The organism is Bacillus salipaludis (assembly GCF_004358205.1).
Window position 1 is genome coordinate 519,862 of record NZ_SMYO01000003.1, and the last position, 21,337, is coordinate 541,198.

22 protein-coding genes are annotated in these 21,337 nt (G+C 40.2%); 5 read left to right on the top strand and 17 right to left on the bottom strand.

The window, feature by feature from the left end; all coding sequences use genetic code 11:
• Positions 1 to 16 precede the first annotated feature (16 nt).
• Positions 17 to 1,114, top strand: a complete 1,098-nt coding sequence (locus tag E2K98_RS07955; RefSeq protein ID WP_133333780.1) for a carbohydrate kinase — start codon at positions 17 to 19, stop codon at positions 1,112 to 1,114.
• Entirely contained in the window at positions 1,111 to 2,025 is a 915-nt protein-coding gene (locus E2K98_RS07960) for a pseudouridine-5'-phosphate glycosidase (protein WP_133333703.1), read from the top strand. Before E2K98_RS07955 ends, E2K98_RS07960 begins: the two co-directional genes overlap by 4 nt.
• Before the next feature lie 287 nt (positions 2,026 to 2,312).
• Here the strand turns inward: E2K98_RS07960 and E2K98_RS07965 are convergent, their stop codons facing one another.
• The 15 genes from E2K98_RS07965 to paaK form a co-directional block, all read right to left on the bottom strand.
• Complete coding sequence (locus tag E2K98_RS07965; protein WP_208025331.1) at positions 2,313 to 2,735, bottom strand: PaaI family thioesterase; 423 nt, start codon at positions 2,733 to 2,735, stop codon at positions 2,313 to 2,315.
• Between the two features lie 23 nt (positions 2,736 to 2,758).
• A complete protein-coding gene (locus E2K98_RS07970; RefSeq protein WP_133333704.1) occupies positions 2,759 to 3,712 on the bottom strand; it encodes an NAD(P)H-dependent flavin oxidoreductase in 954 nt (317 codons plus the stop codon).
• Between the two features lie 91 nt (positions 3,713 to 3,803).
• Positions 3,804 to 4,685, bottom strand: a complete 882-nt coding sequence (gene paaX / locus E2K98_RS07975; RefSeq protein WP_133333705.1) for a phenylacetic acid degradation operon negative regulatory protein PaaX — start codon at positions 4,683 to 4,685, stop codon at positions 3,804 to 3,806.
• Positions 4,686 to 4,765: 80 nt separating this feature from the next.
• Positions 4,766 to 5,542 (bottom strand): enoyl-CoA hydratase-related protein, encoded by a 777-nt coding sequence (locus E2K98_RS07980; protein ID WP_133333706.1) that lies wholly within the window; start codon positions 5,540 to 5,542, stop codon positions 4,766 to 4,768.
• Positions 5,543 to 5,610: 68 nt separating this feature from the next.
• Positions 5,611 to 6,816, bottom strand: a complete 1,206-nt coding sequence (locus E2K98_RS07985) for a thiolase family protein (protein ID WP_133333707.1) — start codon at positions 6,814 to 6,816, stop codon at positions 5,611 to 5,613.
• The gene (locus E2K98_RS07990) at positions 6,813 to 7,685 is read right to left on the bottom strand and encodes a 3-hydroxyacyl-CoA dehydrogenase (RefSeq protein ID WP_133333708.1); all 873 of its coding nucleotides are present in this window, start codon (positions 7,683 to 7,685) and stop codon (positions 6,813 to 6,815) included. Before E2K98_RS07990 ends, E2K98_RS07985 begins: the two co-directional genes overlap by 4 nt.
• Positions 7,686 to 7,753: 68 nt before the next feature.
• Positions 7,754 to 9,262, bottom strand: a complete 1,509-nt coding sequence (locus E2K98_RS07995) for an aldehyde dehydrogenase family protein (RefSeq protein ID WP_133333709.1) — start codon at positions 9,260 to 9,262, stop codon at positions 7,754 to 7,756.
• A 15-nt stretch (positions 9,263 to 9,277) separates the two neighbouring features.
• Positions 9,278 to 10,051: an enoyl-CoA hydratase-related protein gene (locus E2K98_RS08000; RefSeq protein ID WP_133333710.1), complete on the bottom strand. Its 774-nt coding sequence runs from the start codon at positions 10,049 to 10,051 to the stop codon at positions 9,278 to 9,280.
• A 4-nt stretch (positions 10,052 to 10,055) separates the two neighbouring features.
• The gene (locus E2K98_RS08005) at positions 10,056 to 10,832 is read right to left on the bottom strand and encodes an enoyl-CoA hydratase/isomerase family protein (RefSeq protein WP_133333711.1); all 777 of its coding nucleotides are present in this window, start codon (positions 10,830 to 10,832) and stop codon (positions 10,056 to 10,058) included.
• Positions 10,832 to 11,134, bottom strand: coding sequence for an EthD family reductase (locus E2K98_RS08010; protein ID WP_133333712.1), 303 nt, complete (start codon positions 11,132 to 11,134; stop codon positions 10,832 to 10,834). The genes E2K98_RS08005 and E2K98_RS08010 overlap by 1 nt, the downstream gene beginning before the upstream one ends.
• Positions 11,135 to 11,161: 27 nt before the next feature.
• Positions 11,162 to 11,662 carry a 1,2-phenylacetyl-CoA epoxidase subunit PaaD gene (gene paaD / locus E2K98_RS08015; protein WP_133333713.1) on the bottom strand — a complete coding sequence of 167 codons (501 nt, stop codon included), beginning with the start codon at positions 11,660 to 11,662 and terminating at the stop codon, positions 11,162 to 11,164.
• A 26-nt stretch (positions 11,663 to 11,688) separates the two neighbouring features.
• Entirely contained in the window at positions 11,689 to 12,501 is an 813-nt protein-coding gene (paaC, locus tag E2K98_RS08020; RefSeq protein ID WP_235824748.1) for a 1,2-phenylacetyl-CoA epoxidase subunit PaaC, read from the bottom strand.
• Positions 12,498 to 12,848: a 1,2-phenylacetyl-CoA epoxidase subunit PaaB gene (paaB, locus tag E2K98_RS08025; RefSeq protein ID WP_133333715.1), complete on the bottom strand. Its 351-nt coding sequence runs from the start codon at positions 12,846 to 12,848 to the stop codon at positions 12,498 to 12,500. Before paaB ends, paaC begins: the two co-directional genes overlap by 4 nt.
• 18 nt (positions 12,849 to 12,866) lie before the next feature.
• Complete coding sequence (gene paaA, locus E2K98_RS08030; protein ID WP_372512640.1) at positions 12,867 to 13,823, bottom strand: 1,2-phenylacetyl-CoA epoxidase subunit PaaA; 957 nt, start codon at positions 13,821 to 13,823, stop codon at positions 12,867 to 12,869.
• 183 nt (positions 13,824 to 14,006) lie between these two features.
• The gene (paaK, locus tag E2K98_RS08035; protein WP_133333717.1) at positions 14,007 to 15,335 is read right to left on the bottom strand and encodes a phenylacetate--CoA ligase PaaK; all 1,329 of its coding nucleotides are present in this window, start codon (positions 15,333 to 15,335) and stop codon (positions 14,007 to 14,009) included.
• A 338-nt stretch (positions 15,336 to 15,673) separates the two neighbouring features.
• Between paaK and E2K98_RS08040 the strand changes: the two genes are divergently transcribed.
• The 3 genes from E2K98_RS08040 (at position 15,674) to E2K98_RS08050 (ending at position 18,522) form a co-directional block, all read left to right on the top strand.
• Positions 15,674 to 16,123 carry a PaaI family thioesterase gene (locus E2K98_RS08040; RefSeq protein ID WP_133333718.1) on the top strand — a complete coding sequence of 150 codons (450 nt, stop codon included), beginning with the start codon at positions 15,674 to 15,676 and terminating at the stop codon, positions 16,121 to 16,123.
• A 679-nt stretch (positions 16,124 to 16,802) separates the two neighbouring features.
• Positions 16,803 to 17,111 carry a hypothetical protein gene (locus E2K98_RS31425; RefSeq protein ID WP_208025332.1) on the top strand — a complete coding sequence of 103 codons (309 nt, stop codon included), beginning with the start codon at positions 16,803 to 16,805 and terminating at the stop codon, positions 17,109 to 17,111.
• 136 nt (positions 17,112 to 17,247) lie between these two features.
• Positions 17,248 to 18,522 (top strand): M20 family metallopeptidase, encoded by a 1,275-nt coding sequence (locus E2K98_RS08050; RefSeq protein WP_133333720.1) that lies wholly within the window; start codon positions 17,248 to 17,250, stop codon positions 18,520 to 18,522.
• A gap of 58 nt (positions 18,523 to 18,580) precedes the next feature.
• Here E2K98_RS08050 and E2K98_RS08055 read toward each other — a convergent pair whose 3' ends face one another.
• Complete coding sequence (locus E2K98_RS08055) at positions 18,581 to 19,900, bottom strand: amino acid permease (RefSeq protein ID WP_133333782.1); 1,320 nt, start codon at positions 19,898 to 19,900, stop codon at positions 18,581 to 18,583.
• A 143-nt stretch (positions 19,901 to 20,043) separates the two neighbouring features.
• Entirely contained in the window at positions 20,044 to 21,336 is a 1,293-nt protein-coding gene (locus tag E2K98_RS08060; protein WP_133333721.1) for a dihydrolipoamide acetyltransferase family protein, read from the bottom strand.
• Between the last annotated feature and the right edge of the window lies 1 nt (position 21,337).

The window sequence follows — 21,337 nt, forward strand, 5'->3', positions numbered from 1 at the left end:
TTTTGTGCCTGAAAAAATGAATGAGAAAGAACAATTAATTTTAGATTTAATCCGAAAGAACCCATACGTTTCCCAGCAAGAACTTGCGGAAATATTAGGATTATCCAGACCCTCTGTTGCGAATATGATTTCCGGTTTAACTAAAAAAGGAAAAATTATAGGAAGAGCCTATATTTTAAGTGAATCACAGCATGTAATTTGTATCGGTGGAGCGAATATGGACCGTAAATTCCATATGAAAGAGAAAGCCCAATTAGGTACATCTAATCCGATTTACGCCACTCATAATGCAGGTGGTGTAGCTAGAAATATAGCAGAAAACCTAGGTCGGATTGGTATGGAAGTGGACCTTATCTCAACAAGCGGTGCTGACAAAGACTGGTCTTTTATTGAGGAAGCATCGTCTTTATACATGAATTTGGAAACGGTCACCCAATATCCAGAAAAATCTACTGGTTCATACACGGCTGTTCTAGACTCTAACGGAGAATTAATTATTGCTTTGGCAGATATGGAAGTGTACGAAGCAATCACACCTGAATTACTTCTTAAAAACGATGTTTATTTAAGCCAAGCAAAATGTATAGTGGCGGATTTAAACTGTCCTAAGGAAACCATTCAATTTTTGTGTGATTTCGCAAAAAGTCATGAAATTCCGATTGTTTTAATACCTGTTTCATCTCCAAAGATGAATCGATTACCAGAAGATTTAGAAGGTGTATCATGGTTAATTACAAACTGTGATGAAACGGAAACTTACTTTCATACTGAAATCAAGACTGAAGCGGACTGGAAAAAAGCATTAGAAAATTGGTTATCACTCGGAATATCCAATGTGATTATTACGAACGGTAAAGAAGGTTCAATGATCGGTAATAAAGAAGAAGGAATTTTCCATGTCCCTTCAATTGAAATAAAGGAAATCATCGATGTAACAGGAGCAGGAGACGCCTTCTCTTCTGCTGTTATTTACACCTGGTTAGAGGGGAAATCATTACCCGAGATTGCTAAAGCCGGAAATGTGAATGCTGCAAAAACGCTTCAAACCCCGTATACCGTCCGTCAGGATTTATCAGCTGAAAAACTACTAAAAGATATGGAGGAATCACCATGAAACAATATATTGAATTATCTGAAGAAGTACGTGCCGCAAAGGAACAAGGAAAACCAATCGTAGCATTAGAATCAACTATTATCTCACATGGTATGCCCTATCCGCAAAATGTCCAAACAGCGCGTGAAGTGGAACAAATTGTCCGTGATAATGGGGCCGTTCCGGCAACAATTGCAATTGTGGATGGAAAAATTAAAATCGGACTATCCGATGAAGAGTTAGAAATGTTCGGTAAAAGCTCAGATGTAGCAAAAGCATCAAGACGTGATTTAGCGTATTTAATTGCAACAAAAAAACTAGGAGCTACAACCGTCGCTGCTACTATGATTTGCGCTGAGGCTGCGGGAATTAATATCTTTGTTACCGGCGGTATTGGCGGTGTTCACCGTGGTGCCGAAACGACAATGGATATCTCGGCGGACCTGGAAGAACTTGGACAAACAAACGTTGCCGTTATTTGCGCCGGTGCAAAGTCGATTCTAGATTTAGGCCTGACAATGGAATATCTTGAAACAAAAGGCGTTCCGGTAATTGGATATCAAACGGATGTACTTCCTGCCTTTTATACCCGCACTAGTGAATTTGCTCTAAACTTACGTGCTGATGAAGTGGAAACTATTGCCTCCACATTAAAAGTAAAATGGGATTTGAATCTTAAAGGCGGAGCTGTTATTGCCAACCCAATTCCTGAAGAATATGCCATGGATGAAAAAAAGATTAATAGCGTAATCGAAACAGCTTTAAAAGAAGCTGATGAAAAACATATTTCCGGTAAAGATGTAACACCTTTCATGCTTGGAAAAGTAAAAGAATTAACCGAAGGAAAAAGTTTAGATGCAAACATTGCTCTTGTGAAAAACAATGCAGTTGTTGGAGCTAAAATAGCAGTAAGTTTTAATGGAATGAAATAAGCTCTTTTAAAGGCTTCAGCTTGCAGGCAAATTCTAGATCCTAGATAAGTCTGCAAGCTTTTTATTTTTTTGTTATTCGTCGGGTGATTTCATAGAGGTTAGAGTAGTTTTATATTTCTTTCAAAAAATAACAAGAAGATTTGAAGAACAAGTTAATCATTTTCTTTCTATCCTTCAGCCGCTCTATTGAAGGCAATTTTCCTCTTTTTTACATGACTTTGTCCTTCCAGCACCCTTTGAAGGACACTTCCACTCTTGATCAACAAAAATTTGTCCTTCAAATAACCTCACTCACCAATAATCATCACCGAAGAAACAACACTTGCTGCCTTTTTCTCATTTTGAAATAAATCGGACACGACGTAGGCAACTTTCCTTCCCAATCTTTCCACCCTTGCCTCAACCATGACCTCTCCCTTTAAAATGGGTCTATGAAAGGTCGTATGCAGGTCAATAGAAGTAAAGCTTTGTTCACCCTTCAACTTAGATGCAACTGCATAGGCCATCATAATGTCTGCCGCTGATGAAACAAAGCCGCCCATTGCCACACCGAGTCCGTTCATAAACTGCTCATTGACTTTCCAAATGCCCTGTGCGACCCCATCCTCCGCCGATGTCACTTCAATTTGCAAAGTCAAATCACATGGAGGTGGTGCAGCGCCATCTGTTACAACCTTCAAAAGATCAAATTCCTTGTTTATTTTCCCCATCCCCAAACTCCTCTCAAGAACTTTTACATGGTAAAAAGACGCAGGCGCTCCTCCATAACTGCACGTGCCTCACTCATCATTCCATCTAATAATTCCTGTACAGTTGGAACATCTTCAATAAGCCCAGCAATTTGTCCACTGTTCATGAAGCCATTTTCACCGTCACCACGCAGGGCACCTTTCAGATGGAAATCCTCCGATGTCATCTGACGGTATTGTTCTTCTGATAAACCGTGACGTTCCAAATCAATAATTTGTTTTGCATAGCCTGATTTTAGTACTCTCCTGACCTGGCCAACCGAACGGCCCAAAATCACCGTTTCCTGATCGCTAGCCTCAATCAATCGATTTTTATATGTAGAATGGAAAGGTGCTTCCATTGTTGCAATTAAGCGTGTCCCCATCTGTACTCCTGACGCCCCGAGCATTAATGCAGCAGCTAAACCATGTCCATCGCCTATCCCCCCTGCAGCTAAGACAGGGACAGAAACATGTTTGCAAATTTGCGGGATCAGCGTAAAAGTGGTCAATTCTAGATTGGAATTAATTCCGGCTGCTTCAAATCCTTCCGCAACCAAAACATCGGCACCAGCCTCTTCTGCCTTTTGTGCATGTTTAACAGCCGCAACAATAACAATCACCTTTATGTTATATTCGTGCAATTGTCCAATATAAGGTGCAGGATTGCCGGCAGACAATGAAACAACAGGTATCTTGTGTTTAATGACAAGTTGAATCATTTCATCAGTATAGGGACTAACATTGATAGGTATATTGATTGCAAAAGGCTGATCTGTCAGATCCTTCGTTTCCAGAATAATCGATTCAACCTGCGCAGGGGTCATCGTTCCGCATCCAATCGTCCCAAGCCCTCCAGCATTCGATACAGCTGCTGTCAGTTGAGCATTACTGATATTACCCATTCCTCCTTGGATAATTGGATATTTTATCGATAGCAATTCATTTACTGATTTCACACAAATTCTCCTCTCATTAAAAAGAAATTGCACGGTTCCATTTACAACAAAGCAGCTCTTCAAAAAAATGGTTGAAAAGCTGCTTTGTTTGTCACTGAATCATATACGGATGGTGTTTAGCATCATAGGAGTCGTCTTTTTTACATAAATCATTATTTTCCTTAAAAATGCTTTCAAAAAAACGACTGGCCGGTTCCGCAAGAAGTTGATAATATTGGTTAAATAATGTGGCTGCAAGGTTTCCATTCCAATTTTCCGGCAATAGTTCTTTTGGAAGTCCGGGATCGATAAACAAAAATTTGCGATATTCATGGACAAGCTTAGTCCGTTCAACAAAACATTGGGCATCGGTCATTTCACCGCGACTAATAATCTCTTGATTGGCAAAAAATTGCTTGCTGTACGTGATAATAAATTCTTCATATTTCTCAACCACATCTTCTAACGGCCAGCTTTTTTCAACTAGAGTTTTATTATCTCTTGGACCGATATATTCAGAGACGAAAAAGTCTACATATTCGCTGATATCATATTTTTCAATAAGGAGTTTCACTTCTTTTTCCAAGTTATTCGGAGAAATCCAGCAGGCATTTGAAAAGCTGCCAAAGCCGCTCCATAATAATTCTTGACGAAGTTCATCCCGAATCTGTCTCTTCTCTTCGGGAATGGTATACATAAGAACACGCCATTTTCCATCCCATTCACTTGGATTCAGCTTGAAAATACGATTTCCTGCTTCTTCAATTCGGTCTATACCCTGTTTTGTTAGAAAATAATAGCTGCGATTCTCGACCTTTTCAGATTGGATCCACCCTTGTTTCAACATACGGGAAACGGCTACCCGAACGGCCTGCTCATTATGACCGAATTCCTTTAGTAGTCCAATTAGACTGCCAATCCAAATTTTATTCCCATAGTGATGAATATAATCACCGTATATTGTAAAAATCATGGAGCGTGTATTTTCACCCATTCATTTCACCCCCCCATTCTTTTTATCACATAATTTATACGAGCGTTATAATTTTTATATATTTTACTCAAAAAAGCAAGCTATTTCCCTGAAAAACGAGGGGCTCTTTTTTCACTAAATGCATTTAAGGCTTCTACGCGATCTTCCGTCGGTATCGTTAGTTCGTATGCTTTTGCTTCAATTTCAAGCCCTGTTTGTAAATCGGTGTTAAGCCCTCTTGTAATCGCATATTTTGCCTGTCTGATGGCAACTGGCCCATTTTTCATTATTTTTGCAGCAAATTCCTCACAAGCAGACATTAATTCGTTACGAGACACTACCTCTAGGACTATACCCAATTCTAGTGCTTCTTGGGCAGACAATTTCTTTGCCGTGAAAATTAATTCCTTTGCCTTTGTTTCGCCAACTAATCGCGGCAATCGCTGTGTTCCGCCTGCTCCTGGAATAATTGCCCAGCTTGTTTCGGTTAATCCCAAAGAGATTCCTTCTACAGCAATAGCAAAGTCACAGGATAGCAGCCATTCAAATCCACCGCCAAGCGCATAGCCATTAACAGCTGCAATTGTTGGCTGCGGTAGCAATGCAATACTGTTAAACACATCGCGAATGGCTTTTACATTTCTTCTGGTTTCTGTTTCTGTTAATGTTTTTCTTTCCTTCAAATCAGCGCCTGCGCTAAAAGCCTTTTCTCCAGCTCCGGTAAAAATAACGACGTGAACATCGGGATTTAACGAGATTTCATTCACCACTTCTTGAAGCTGGGAAAGTGTAGCATAGTTAAAACAGTTTAAAACGTCAGGTCGATTAACGGTAACATAACCAATATGATTTTCTACTTTATATAAGACATTTTCCATAAAACAATTCCGCTCCTTTATTAAGAAAAAATAGCCCTTATAGTCAGACTATATAAGGGCATTAATAGTTAATTTTCAATATTTTCAATGATTGCGGCAATTCCTTGTCCAACACCAATACACATGGTTGCCAGACCATATTGAACGTTTTGTTTTTTCATTTCATGGACAAGGGTAGTCAAAATACGGGCCCCACTTGCTCCAAGCGGATGGCCAAAAGCAATGGCACCGCCATTAACATTTACTTTATCCGCATCAAGCTCCAATTGTCTCATACATTCGATGGACTGGGAGGCAAAGGCTTCGTTTAATTCAACTAACCCAATCTTATCGATTGATAGATTCGCTCTTGTAAGGGCTTTTCTTGAAGCATAGATAGGTCCTAATCCCATTACAGATGGTTCAAGACCCGCAACTGCTCCCACTACATATTTAGCAAGCGGCTTTAAGCCAAGTTCCTTTGCTTTTTCAGCGCTCATTAACAATACGGCAGAAGCACCATCATTTACACCGGATGCATTTCCCGCAGTGACCGTACCTCCTTCAAAAATAGGCCGAAGTTTTGATAGCTTTTCTAAGGAAGTATCCGGGCGTGGATGCTCGTCCTTTGTTACCACTACCTCGTTCCCTTTCCGATCTTTAAAGGTGACAGGAACAATTTCATTCGCAAACCGTTCGTTTTCCATAGCGACTTTGGCTCGTTGCTGGCTTCGAAGCGCAAATTCATCTTGTTCTTCACGTGTGATCGAACAGCGCTGCGCTACATTTTCAGCTGTTTGAGGCATCGATTCTGCCCCGTACATTTCTTCTAATTTTTTATTTGTGAAGCGCCAGCCAATCGTCGTATCCTGAAGTTCCATGGAACCTCTTGGGTAGTCAACCTCAGGCTTGCCCATGACATAAGGAGCACGTGTCATGCTCTCCGTTCCACCAGCAATATAGATATCTCCTTCACCCACAGCGATTGATCTAGCTGCTAGAATTACAGCATCTAAACCTGAACCGCAAAGACGGTTAATCGTTGTGCCACCTACAGTAATCGGCAGTCCAGCAAGAAGTCCTGACATTCTGGCAACATTTCGATTGTCTTCCCCTGCTTGATTGGCATTTCCAAAAATGACATCTTCGATTTGTTCCGGAGGAAGGTTAGGATTTCTTTCAAGAAGAGCCTTGATGACGATGGCGCCTAAATCATCTGGGCGAACACTTTTTAAAGCACCTTTATATTTTCCAATCGGCGTTCTAACTGCGTCGACAATTACAACTTCTTTCATTTTTTCACCAACTCTTCTTTTTTGGTATAATCATAAACACCTTTACCCGTTTTACGGCCAAGTCTGCCTGCAGCTACATATTGTTCAAGTAATGGTGCTGGACGGTATTTTTCGCCTAATTTTTCATGCAAGTATCTCAAGTTATTTAAACGGGCATCCAATCCAACAAGGTCAACTAATTCAAATGGGCCCATTGGATAGTTCAATCCAAGTTTGATAGCTTTATCAATGTCTTCAGGTGTTCCAAGTCCTTCTTGAAGCATATAAAAAGCTTCATTACCGACAAGACAGCTGATACGGCTAGTGACAAAACCAGGGAATTCATTGATTACAACCGTTTCTTTCTCCATTTGTTCCGCCACTTTTTTAATCGTTTCAGCGGTTTCATCACTCGTTTCAAGACCGCGGACGATTTCTACAAGCGGCATTTTGTGAACCGGATTAAAGAAGTGCATTGCAATCGTTTGATCCGCGCGTTTACCATATGATGCAATTTCTGTTGGACTCATGGTAGAAGTATTGGTAGCAAATAAGCAATGTTCTGGTGCAAATTGCTCCATTGTTTCAAAAACCTGTTTTTTAATTACTGCTTTTTCAGGGACAGCCTCAATAATTAAGTCAGCAATAGAACATGCCTGCGGCAGATCACTCGCATAGGATAGATTCGCTTTCGCGAAATTTTCCTGTTCAGAAGAAATTTTTCCTCTTTCGCGTCCTTTTGCAAAAATGGAATTTAATTCACCTTCGGCACTTTTAAGCGCATTTTCATTCACATCAACCAATGTAACGGAAAATCCACCAAGTGCAGATACATAGGCAATCCCTCTACCCATTACACCAGAACCAACAACAACGATGTTTTTCATCAAAGATCTCTCCTTTGTCTAATTAAAACGTACGAATGAGACGTGGAAGTCTCATTCGTACGTGTGGGATATTAAACACCTAGTGGATTTATTGGACGACTTCCAAAGTAAGAAACAATGCTCTTTGTTTCGGTATAAAGATCGAGTGTTTCAATGCATAACTCACGGCCGAAACCTGATTGCTTATAACCGCCAAATGGTGTACCAGGGAAGGCCGAGAATGGGCAGTTTACCATCACGATTCCTGCTTCAATTTGCTTTGCCACACGAGTTGCGCGCGCGCCATCTTTTGACCAAACTGCTGAACCTAATCCGAATTCTGTGTCGTTTGCAAGTTTAATTGCTTCTTTTTCATCCTTAAACTTCATAACTACTACAACAGGCCCAAAGATTTCTTCCTTTACAACTGTCATGTCGTGATTGACATTTGCAATGACAGTCGGCTCATACCAGAATCCACCTTCATATCCTTCTACAACAGCAGGCTTTCCTCCTGCTAAAATCTCTGCGCCTTCTTCAATTGCGGATTTTACAAAGCCATCGATAACTTCTAATTGTGCTTGATCAATGATTGCACCCATATGAGTGCCTTTATCAAATGGATTCGCAAGTACTAATTTCTTTGTTTTTTCAACAAACTTCGTGATGAATTCATCGTAAATATCTTCATGAACATATAAACGTGAACGTGCTTCACAGGATTGTCCAGAGTTATAGAAGATTCCGAAAAGAGATCCATCAACGGCAGCATCGATATCCGCATCTTCAAATACGAGATTAGGAGATTTACCGCCTAATTCAAGCGTAACACGTTTTAATGTTTCAGAAGCTTTTGCCATAATATCTTTACCGATTGGTGTAGAACCAGTGAAAGCCACTTTATTTACTTTTGGATGTTCTACAAGGTAGTTTCCAACCTCTGAACCTGATCCAGGAACAATGTTGACAACACCAGCTGGTACGCCTGCTTCTAAGCAGATTTCACCTAAAATAATCGCAGTAAGCGGAGTTAAGCTAGCTGGTTTTACAATAACAGAACAACCAACTGCAATCGCCGGAGCGATTTTCCAAGCAGCCATCATCAATGGATAGTTCCAAGGAATGATTTGCGCACATACGCCAACAGGCTCTTTTTCAGTAAAATTATGAAATTGGCCAGGCATATTATTAACGACACCGCGGTGTCCGACAATAGCCCCTGCATAGAATTCAAAATCTTCAATCGCTTGTGATACTTGCCCTTGTGCAGCAGCTAAAGATTTACCAGTGTCCAAAATTTCTAATTCTACCAATTCATTGAACCGGGAGCGCATAATTGCGGCAATCTTATTTAACACTTGTGAACGACGGTTAATTGGATATTTACGCCATTTTCCGTGATCAAATGCTTCGCGTGCTGCTAAAACGGCTCTCTCTGCATCCTCTTGTGATGCTTTTGCTACTTCAGCAACTAATTCACCAGTAGCTGGATTATAAGTTTTAATCGTTTTTCCATTGGAGCTTTCTACCTTTTCGCCGTTTATAATTAAATGATAGTAATCTCTTTTTAAAGAAACCGCTTCAGTTACTTGTGTTGTCATGAGTTGATCCTCCTCTTATTTGCCGATAAAGGTTGGTTTTCTTTTTTCCATAAAGGCCTGAACGCCTTCACGAGCATCTTTTGTTAGACCAGCAATTCTTTGGGCTTGCGCCTCTTCTTCTAAGTAGTCAGTAAAGGATTTTTCACCTGTAGATTTGATTGTGCGTTTGATTAATCCAATTGCTTTTGTTGGTAATGCCGCAATTCGCTCTGCAAATTGGGTGACTTCAGCATCCCAGTTATCAGTAGATACCACTTTAGTCGCCAGCCCCAATGAAAGCGCTTGATCCGCAGGGATTTTTTCACCTAAAATCGAAATTTCCAATGCTTTTGCTTCTCCTACTAATCTAGTAAGGAAGTAACTATTACCTGAATCTGGGATTAAACCAATGTGAATAAAAGCATTTAAGAAGCTTGCGCGTTCTGAAAGAATACGAAAATCACAGGCTAATGCAAGGCTAAAACCTGCACCGGCAGCAATCCCGTTGACAGCCGCTATAATCGGTTTCTCACATTGATAAATTTGCTTTATCATCGGCCCGTATTTCTCCCTTAATACCTGCCCATGATCCATATTTTCATCTACTTCTGACAGGTCTTGACCGGAGCAAAAACCACGTCCTTCACCGGTAATAACGATGCAGCGGACCTCTTCAGCTGTAGAAGCTATTTTAATGGCTTTAGTAATTTCTCTATTCATTTGAGCCACGAATGCATTTAATGTAGTTGGCCGATTTAACGTAATCCAGGCCACACCGTTTTCAACAGCATACAAAATCGTTTCGTACATATGGTTATCTCCCTTTAAATTCCGGCTTCCGCTTTTCAATAAAAGCGTTCATACCTTCTTTTTGATCTTCGGAAGCAAATAATAAATAGAAATTTTTCCGTTCATATTGCATTCCTTCATAAAGAGAATAATCCACCGCTTTATTGACTGCATCTTTAATATAACGAATTGAAAGCGGCGCTTGGTTTGCAATAAATCTTGCTGTTTTCATCGTTTCTTCCATTAATAATTCAGGATAGACAACTCGATTAATTAATCCGTGCTGAAAGGCACTTTCTGTTGAAATTCGAGTGCCGTTCCATAACCATTCCAACGCTTTCGTTCTGCCGACAATTTTTGTCAAGCGCTGGGTGCCACCCGCTCCCGGCATAACCCCAAGGTTCACTTCCGGGAATGAAAATTCCGTACCGCTGGCTGCAATTAATAAATCACAGCTCAGTGCCAACTCAAATCCCCCGCCAAAAACAAAGCCTTTTACCGCACCAATGATTGGCTTTTTGATTAAAGATAGACGGTCCCACTCGGCAAATTGATTTAATAGCTCCAATCGAATTGGATCATCCCCTGCCATTTCATCAATATCTGCACCTGCTGAAAACGCCCGTCCTTTCCCCGTGATCACGATAACCTGAACTTTCTCATCCCCGTCGAAAGTTTCCATCGCATCAACAATTTCGTGTACCATTGTTCGATTTAAGGCATTATATTGAGCTGGTCTATTTAGCTCAATAAGCGCTACACCGTCTTGATGTGAAGCTTCAATAAATTTATAAGCTTTCATTAATCGTCTTCTCCGATAACCAAAGTAACTAGCTTACCGGCAAATTTCATTAAGTCTTTTCCAGAAGCTTTACCTTCTTCGGAACGCATGCCCTTTTGTAAATCCTCATGGCTGTCATAACGCATTTCACACATTAAATAATAAGGAGGCTCCCCGCCCATTGGCGTTCCAGTAAATCTTGTTACTTTGATTTCACGCAAGCCAGGAATTTTTTCCGTGATTGGAACATGTACATTATTATAATGTTCATCAAATGCAGCCTTGTCTTCCGGTTGTTTATATAAAGCAATTAATTTAGCCATAATCGATTCTCCTCACATTCTCTTTATCTACATTAAAGTTGATATCGGTTTCATTGCTTCAAATGGGTTTTTACAATTTTTACAGTATAAAATACTTCTGCAAGCTGTCGGCCCAAAGATGTTATCCATGGTCACATAGGTAGAACCGCAAAACGGGCAATCAACATGCCACGATCCATCACTGTCCATTAAACGAGGTGGAGGAGCAATTCCGAATGCTTTAAGTCCATTTCTGCCTTTTTCAGATATCCGATCTGACGTCCATGGCGGGTGGTTGATAAATTCTACCTTAACCTTTTCTACATACTCAATGGCCTTCACGGCATTTTCGATATTTTTTTGAATAATGCTAAGGGCCGGACATCCTAAAAAGGTCGGCAGGATCTTTATCTCAATCACACCGTTTTCGGCCATTACCTCCTCTACCATACCCAAGTCAATAATACTCACTGTATCGATTTCAGGATCTTTAACCTCATTTAATACATCTAATACCTGCTTTTCCAGTGATTTTATAGACATTTGCATGATCACACCTCTTTTCTATGTTTACATTACCATGATGCAGCTGTATCTAAACGATAAACCTCTGAAAGTGTCTCAATCGCTGAAACTAAATCTTCTGTATGTTCTAAATTACGGCCATTTCTTTCTGGGTTTGCCGGAATTTCAGGAAGACTTAACCCAACCGATTGAAGCACTTGCTCCAGTTGTTGTTTCCAGCGGTGAATAAGAACATCGCTTTTTTCAATTAAACCTAGTTCAACAATTTTTTCTCCATCCTTGCCAAGTGAAAAGACATCCCCAAAATCACTCATGACTTGTTCAATTGCGATATTCATTCTTTGCTTTGCTTCGTCTGTTGAACTTAGAAGTTGGACGAACCATGTTTTCCAGTGAAGCAAATGATAGTACAATTCCATATTTACTTTAATGGCAACTTTAGCCAGCGGGTCATAGGAACTATTTTTCACTGAATCAATTTTCACTTTCTTTGCTGTTGTGTAGAAATAATTCCGAACGACTGCGTAAGCCCAATCGTATTTTGGAACTTCCATGTAATAGCCCTCACCATTCGGCCTTTCTACTAAAATACTATTTTTTCTTTCATTAGCAGGTCTTAGGTGGGCGAGTGCATCGGCGTTTCCAATTCCGATTTCTTCTAATAATTGATAGAACATTGCAGCATGCCCCATGCTGTCCTGACTAATTGAGGAGGAGGCAACATCCTCTTCAATATGGGGTGCTAGCCCAAGCCATTCTGATCCTCGATACGAATATAAGAAGTCATCGTCTGCAAGTTGAAATAATAAATTTACAACTGATTCCTTTAATTCAGGAGTGATAGTTACATTTTGTTCTGTCATTTTTTGTTCCCTCCCGCCCATGAAAGAATTTCTTTTTCATCGAGCATTTGTTGCTCATAATGCCGCCATTTTTTCTTTAAGTAGCCGTAGCCTTTCGTTGTACGATAATCTTTATTGTCTAATCTTTGTAAGGTAAGCTTTTCTTCCTTTGACATACCACGGATATCTTCACGGTTTACGACCCAAATATCTGCAACCGGGTCGCGTCGCATAAAGTTTTCTTGAGCCATTACCATCGCCATTTCAGCATTTGGAGCTAACAAGCTAAATTGGTGCTGAAAGGGTGAAGAAGGTGTCCGCTTACTGAAGACTTCGAATTCCTGATAAAATGTTTTCTTTTGATCCATTTTTCTCTTCCCCTTTCGTTAATTAATCGCTGCAGCTAAGGCATCGCGTACCCATGCGTTGTTTTCATAAGAAACTCTCCGCAAGTTCAAGCGTGCTTGTGAGCGAGGGCCATTGTTTTTAATAATTTGTTTGAATTTATTCCAATCAGGCTGTTGGTAAACCCAAAGCTGTTGATCTTCATCAAAATGAAGAGTTGGATCCGGAATCGTTAAACCTAATGATAAAATTCGCGGAATGTACTTTGTAAAAAAGCTTTGGCGTAATTCTTCGTTTGTACTTGTGCGGATTCCATATTTGATCGTTACATCCTGTTTACTTGTACCAGTTGTCGTACTACTTGCCGGTCCAAAGAACATCAGAAGCGCTTCCCACCAGTCATTTAATGACTCCTGGATCATTTGTTTTTGTTCCTCTGTTCCTTCTGCAAGCGCCATGATAATCGCTTCCCCATGCTGTGCATGGAATACTTCCTCTGCGCAAATGCGGTGCAATGCTCTTGCATATGGACCGTAAGAAGCACCAAGCATGTTTGTTTGCGTGATAATCGCTGCACCATCAACAAGCCAGCCAATCATTCCAGCGTCAGCCCAAGTGTTTGTTGCCATATGGAAGACATTATGAAATTTTAAATCTCCATTAAACAGATCCTGCATTAAATCGCCGCGATCTTTTCCATAAGGTTTTAATAAGTCCTCTGCCACACGAAGGAGCAGCTGACCATGACCCATTTCATCTTGAACTTTGGCCATAATCCCCAATTTTCTTTTAAGCGATGGTGCTTTTGGCACCCATTCTTTTTCAGGTAACGCACCCATAATCTCACTAATTCCGTGCTGTGAAATTAATTTGATTAATGCAATTCTGTATTCTTCCGGCATCCAGTCATCTGCTTCAATTTTGTCGCCCGCTTCAATTCGAGCAATAAACTTTTCTAATTGTGCTTGTTCGTTTAAATCTTTTTCAAGGACGCTCACATCTATACCGCCTTTCTCTATATAACGTTTATTTAACGTAATTATATTTTATTGTTATATAAAAAGCAAGAAAATTCTACTATTTTTATAGTACATAACTTATCAATTAATCTATGCTTGCAATCCCGTGCGTATAGAGATGCAAGCATAGATTAAACGTTTACAATTTAATTATATGTCAACTTAATTTGTTACAGGTGTTGCCTTCCGTTTATCTACAACTCTTTTCGCTTTCCCATCAGATCGAGGCAGGCTCCCCGGTTTATTAATAATCGTATCCATTGATACTAAGCATGTTGATTTCATTTGATGCTGGATTGTACGTTTTAATGCTTGAACGGCTGCATGTCCTAAATCTTCACCAACTTCTTGATAAAGATGCTTCTCAATTTCCACATGGAGTTCTACACTATCCAAACTTCCCTTTTTAGTCAGGTGAATTTGATAATTCGGGAAAAGCCCTTCAATTTGTAAAAGTACACGTTCAATCTCAGAAGGGAAAACATTTACCCCGCGGACAATCAGCATGTCATCTGTCCGTCCTTTTAACCGGGACATACGCGTATGTGTTCTTCCACATTTACATTTTTCGTGCGTAATCGAAGCAATATCTCCTGTACGATAGCGAATAATAGGAAGCGCTTCCTTCGTTAAGCTGGTAAATACAAGTTCTCCATCTTGACCATCTTCGACAGGCTCTAATGTTTCAGGATTTAATACTTCTACTAAGAAATGATCATCCGCAATATGCAAACCATTTTGCGCTTCATAACATTCAATCGCTACACCAGGACCCATTACTTCACTTAAACCGTAAATATCAATCGCTTTAATATTCAACTTTTTCTCAAGTGTAGCACGCATTTCTTCTGTCCATGGTTCAGCGCCAAAAATGCCATATTCCAAACTGGTATCACGCGGATCCAATCCCATATGTTCCATTTGTTCCACAATATTTAAAATATAAGATGGGGTTCCACAAATTCCTCTAGGCTTAAAATCCTCAATAACAGTTATTTGTCTTTCAGTGTTTCCTCCAGAAATAGGAACTACTGCCACTCCCAACTCTTCCGCTCCATGATGAAGGCCAAGTCCGCCTGTAAAAAGTCCATATCCGTAAGCGTTGTGGAAAATATCGGACTTTTTTCCCCCTGCTGTTACGATAGCACGTGCTACAATCTTAGCCCAATTACTAATATCGTTTTTCGTATAACCAACAACAGTCGGTTTACCGCTTGTCCCCGATGAACCATGGATTCGATTAACTTCTTCCATTGGTACAGCAAACAATCCAAATGGATATTGATCGCGCAAATCTTTTTTCTTCGTAAATGGAAGCAATCTTACATCCTCTAATGATTGAATATCATCTGGTGTAATTCCTAATTCATCAAACTTTTGCTTATAAAATGGTACATTTTCATAAACCCTTTTTACGGTTTGTTTAAGTCGCAGGAATTGTAACGCTTTCATTTCAGAACGACTCATTGTTTCTATTTCCGGATTGTACATACTATAATCCCCCTTACTTTCATCATCATCAAATTTTTGGATAACACAATTTACACGATAATTAAAATTAATGTAACATAGTTATAGATTAATACCATATTCACACCGTGTCAATGATAATAACTGAAAATTTTAATTTTATGTAAAAATATTTATTTCACCCTTTAAATCCGTTAAAAACAGTGATTTTAGCAAAAAAAGCACCCTTTTCACTGAATTTTATACCCATTATGTTCATTTTTAAATTGATACTACTCTATCAAAATGATATATTTCATTTATAACACTCAACGTTCCAAAAACGTTTTATTAACTAATTAAATAAAAGGGAGGATTCTATGAGTACTCATATCGAAGAAAAAGCGATTCACGAAAAACATTATGAACAGATTGTAGACCTAATGAAAAATGAACCTTATGGTCGATTCCTTGGCATGAAATTGACAAAACTCGGACTCGGTACAGCAGAAGCTGAGTTAACTCCGGGCAAAAATATGTTAAACGCGCATGGAACTGTCCATGGTGGGGTAATTTTTTCTCTTGCTGATTATGTATTTGCCGCAGCCAGTAACTCATATGGAAAAACAGCTGTTGGTGTGACAACCAATGTAAATTTCATGTCTGCAGGAAAATTAGGGGAAACACTCACGGCTACTGCTGAGGAAATTAAGAAAAATCATAAACTGGGGTGGTATGCTATTCGTGTTTTTAGTGGCAAGGAGCTAATTGCTACAATGGAAGCAATGGTATATCGTAAAAGTCAGGCTTTTGTTGGAAATGAGGATTAGGGCTTTATTTTGATTTGTTTTTGCTAGCATATGAAGGCCGTTTCTTGGGGGGCCAAGATGGTTTTGTCCTTCATCAATCTTATGAAGGACATTTCTTCGCGGGTCCTCTCTGGTTTTGGCCTTCATCGACCTTATGAAGGACATTTCTTCGCGGGGCCTCACTAGTTTTGGCCTTCATCGGCCTTATGAAGGCCGTTTCTTTGCGGGTCCTCACTAGTTTTGACCTTCATCGGCCTTATGAAGGTTATTTCTTCGCGGGGCCTCACTAGTTTTGGCCTTCATTGACCTTATGAAGGCCGTTTCTTTGCGGGGCCTCACTAGTTTTGACCTTCATCGGCCTTATGAAGGTTATTTCTTCGCGGGTCCTCACTAGTTTTGGCCTTCATTGACCTTATGAAGGCCGTTTCTTTGCGGGGCCTCACTAGTTTTGGCCTTCATTGACCTTATGAAGGCCGTTTCTTTGTGGATCCTCACTAGTTTTGGCCTTCATTGACCTTATGAAGGCCGTTTCTTTGTGGATCCTCTCTGGTTTTGTTCTTCATCCACTCTATGAAGGACATTTTTCCAGTGTTCCCCGCTAGTTTTGGCCTTCAGAAAAATTTTCTCAACCAACTTCAATAAAGGAACTGGGAATTTCCCAGTTCCTTTGCTTTTCCTTAAAATTCATCATGTGAAGTAAATGGTACATGTAACCTGTTTTCTACCACCCGAAGCCGCTGATTCACCCGTTGAAGACGGAATTGAAGCTGATCAATTTCTCGATCCTGCCGGTCATTTTGCCTTTCTAGTTGATTCAATCTGCGTTCCAGCTGCTGCCATTGGGGTAATTGAAGCAACTGCGATAATTGCGGCATTTGTCGTTCAGGCTCATATTGATACTGTTGTACATAAGGATTATAGTTGTACTGAACTTGCGGAATTGAATAATTTCCATAAGGATACATCTGAGCATCGCTCCTTTATAGTTGAATATCCTATTAATATGTAACCAATTTTGATACGAAACGGCGAATACCTAATAAATAATGCCTATTTCAATATCCCTTTCTACTCCTTAGCATAGTACCCAACTCCAGTGAATAGCATAGTGTAAATTATAAGTGTTTTAATGGGAGGTTTAGCATATGAGCGGCAACATGATTCGCCAACTGGTCAGAGAAAGACAGCAAGAATTAATCGACCTTGCGTCTGCGCTTATCCGAATACCATCCGAAAATCCATCCCCTGAGTTTACTAAATATTCACGAGAAGTTGGACAGCATATTAGTGAGTATTTAAAGGCAAAAGGGTTCACGATTTCAGAATACATCCACCAAGAAAGTGGGCTTGTTACGGTTGTCGGAGATGCTTCATTAGCCGGTGCCGCAGGGCAAAAGCTCCTTTTTTGCGGACATTCAGATGTCGTTCCTGCGGGAGACCGAACACATTGGTCCTTTGACCCGTTTTCAGGGGAAGTTCAAGCAGGTATGTTATTAGGTCGAGGGGCCTCCGATATGAAGGCCGGTCTGGCAGCTCTAGTCTTTGCAGCTGGAATAATTCAAGAACTAGCCCAAAAGCTTAATCTTAGGGGGAAACTGGGTGTTGTTGTTGTGCCAGATGAAGAAACTGGCGGCTATGCTGCCGCGAAATTCATCGACCAAGGAATGATTCAAGGGAATGCCTGTCTAATTGGCGAGCCATCGTACCCTCGCAACCCGGATGTTGGAGAAAAAGCAAGCTTATGGTTTAGGGTGACAATTCCTGGTCAGCCCGGGCATGGTAGCCAACAGCCGATTTCAGGAATCTCCGCTATTAGAAGAGGAGCATTAGTGGTTGAGGCACTGGCAAGGTTATGGGATTTAAAGGCATCTCCACCAGCGGAACTTGTTCCTCTTTTAAAAAAAAGCGAGTGGTTCTTTTCCCAGGAGTCAGGAAATCCCTCACTTGCACAGCTGCTTTATCGCCCATCTTACAATCCGGGTATAATCATGGGCGGTACCAAGGTAAATGTCGTAGCTGAAAAATGCGTGATTGAGGTTGATACACGAGTCCCATTCGGTATGAAGCCTGAGTTTGTACTAAATACGGCCAGAAATCTTGTTGAACAAGTTGCACCAGGCTCGATTGTGGAGCCAATGGGGTCCCTATTAAACCCAAACTGGACCTTGGAGAATCGTCCAATCGTACAGGCATTAGAAAAAGGGATTCGACGAGTCCTTGGAAATGAAAAACCAATTTTCAGTAAATTGCTACTTGCTTCCAGCGATGCCCGTCACTTCCGGAGTAATGGAATTGACACAGTCCTATACGGACCTGGTATTCTAAATACACTTCACGGTTTTGATGAGCGAGTTTTAGTTCGGAACTTGGTTGAATCTGCTGAAATATATGCTGCAACAGCGGTTAAGTACCTTAAATAAAATAAAAAGGGACGAATAAACCGCCCCTGTAATACATTAAAATATTTATTGTTCTATCTTATACGACATTCTCTTCTTGAATCTTAGTATCCTGGTCTTCCGAGTTTTTAAATTTCAAAATTGAGATCGCAACTAACACTGCCAAAACAACTAGACTAGTAATAATACTGACGCGGTTTTGCACGTTAAACACAAATATCACGGATATAAAGCTTAAAATTAAAACGGTAATCGCTGTGATATAGGGGAAACCCCACAATTTGAAGCTCGGATTCATTGGATAGGTTTTCCGAAGTTTTAATTGTGCCAAACAAATGCTGATCCACACTAATGATACGACAAATCCCGGAACCGCCATTAATAACATAAATACTTGATCCTGAGCAACATAAGCAATCATCGAACCGCCGATTAAAACCACGGCACTTAGCATTAGGCTGTATAATGGTACACCTTTGTTTGTTACATAAGAGAAGGACTTCGGTGCTTCCCCTTCTACCGCTAAAGAATGCAGCATTCGCGTACATCCATAAATTCCAGAGTTCGCTGCAGATAATACTGCGGTAATTAAAATAAAGTTCATCAGATGCGCGGAGCCCTGAAGACCAGTCATCGACAATACCTGGACAAATGGACTTGCGTGATCACTTATTTTATCCCAAGGAATTAAACCACAAATGACTAGTATCGGAAGTGTATAAAACAATATAATGCGCCAAATAAAACTCTTAATCACCTTGGGTAATATACGATCTGCATCTTTTACTTCTGTAACCGTTAACCCGATCAGTTCTGAACCGCCATACGAAAACATCACAATTAACAGCGCTGAAAAGATGGACGTCCATCCTTTTGGAAAAAATCCACCATGTTCCGTAAAATTTTGCAGATAGTTCGATTGATTACTTGGAATAAGTCCAAATAGAATACAAGCTCCCAAAATGATAAATACGATAATCATGGTGATTTTAATGCCGGCAAACCAAAATTCAAACTCCCCATAATTTTTCACATTCATCATGTTAATGCCAATAACCAATGCAGCACAGCCCAAACTTAATTCCCAAAGTGGAATAGAGGGAAGCCAATATTGTAAGAAACTGCCGGCCACGACAATTTCAATGACACACACAGCCAGCCACATAAAACAATACATCCAGCCAATTACGAAAGAGGCACGCTTACCGAAGGCTTTCCGAACAAAACCTTTCATATTTGTATTTGGATAGACAATTGCCATTTCTGCTATAGCACCCATCACAACAAGCAGCAACAGACCTGCGAACACATAGGTAAAGATTACTCCCGGTCCGGCTATTGATACCGTTTCCGCGCTCCCTTTAAAAATCCCGGTCCCGATTGCTCCTCCCATTGCCATTAAGCTAATATGGCGTGGCAATAACTTTTTTTGCAGTGATGCAGATTTCAAACATACTCCTCCTTCACTCGATCAAACGATTCAATCCATGCTTTCTATCATACCACGTTATTGACGTTTCGTATTTTTAGATTTCTAGTTTTTTATGTTAATTCAATTGGCCATAGCTTTGGATTTTCAATTAATTGCTTAAAACGATTTGTAAAGGCCACGGCCGTAGCACCGTCAGCCACGCGGTGGTCAAACGCCATCGACATCGTCATGATTGAACGAATCGCAATTTCATCATTCTCCACGACAACAGGCATTTTTTTCGTTTTATGAAAAGCAATTAATCCCGTTTCCGGATAATTAATAATCGGTGTTGCCCCGATACTTCCTAATGGACCAACATTACTGATGGTAAATGTTCCGCCTTTTAAATCCGCTGGTGTCAGCTGATTTTCTTGTGCTTTTTTAGTCAATTCTTTTAGTTTGTCATGAATTTGACGAACCGTTAATTGATCTGCATGATGGATGATTGGGACAATTAAACCATCTTCAGTATCTGTAGCAATTCCAATGTTATATTCTTTTTCTAAACGAATCACTTCGTTTTCTTCATCGAGTTTTGCATTGAATACTGGGAATTGTTTTAATGCTACGGCAATGGCTTTAATAAAGAAAGCAACTGCCGAAACATGGATCCCTATTTCTTTTAAATCCATTCTATAAGCAAGCAGGTCCGTTAAATCGGCCTCTTCAAAATGTGTCACATGTGGAATGGTATAAAGAGATTGGGTCATTTTCTTTGCTATCTGCTTCCTGCGGCCTCTAAAAGGAATCTCTTCACCTTTTGTTTCCTTTTCATTTCGGACTTCCCGTCCACGATTGTCTACGTTTGGCTTTTTTATTTGTTCTATCGATTCTGCGGAAATCGCTTTCATTTCCTTGGAAGACTGCACCAAGTCGCGTTTTTTAACAAAATTGTATATATCTTCTACTGTGATCCGTCCGTTTATTCCTGTGCCTGAAATTTCGTTAATATCTACTTGAAACTCGCGAGCAATTTTCCTTGTGTATGGGGCTGCAATGATAAATTGTTTTTCTTCTTTTCCCTTAGCTTGCTTTGTTGGCTGTGGTTGTGTTGTAGGTATATCCTTTTCTAGGGGTGCTGTTTCTTCCAGTTTCATTTCCATCAATTCTTTTGCTTCTTTTGTCTCCTCTGCTTCCAGCACAAGAAGTGTTGTACCAACAGATACAGTGGTTCCATAATCGACCACAATTTCTTTTACTTTTCCCGATGCAGGAGATGGAAGCTCAGCCACCATTTTATCTGTTTGTACCTCAACCAGAGGCTGATCAACTTTTACTCTATCGCCAACCTTAACAAAATAGTGAATAATCTCTCCCTCTGTCATTCCTTCCCCAATATCATGAAGTTTTACTTCAACCAAT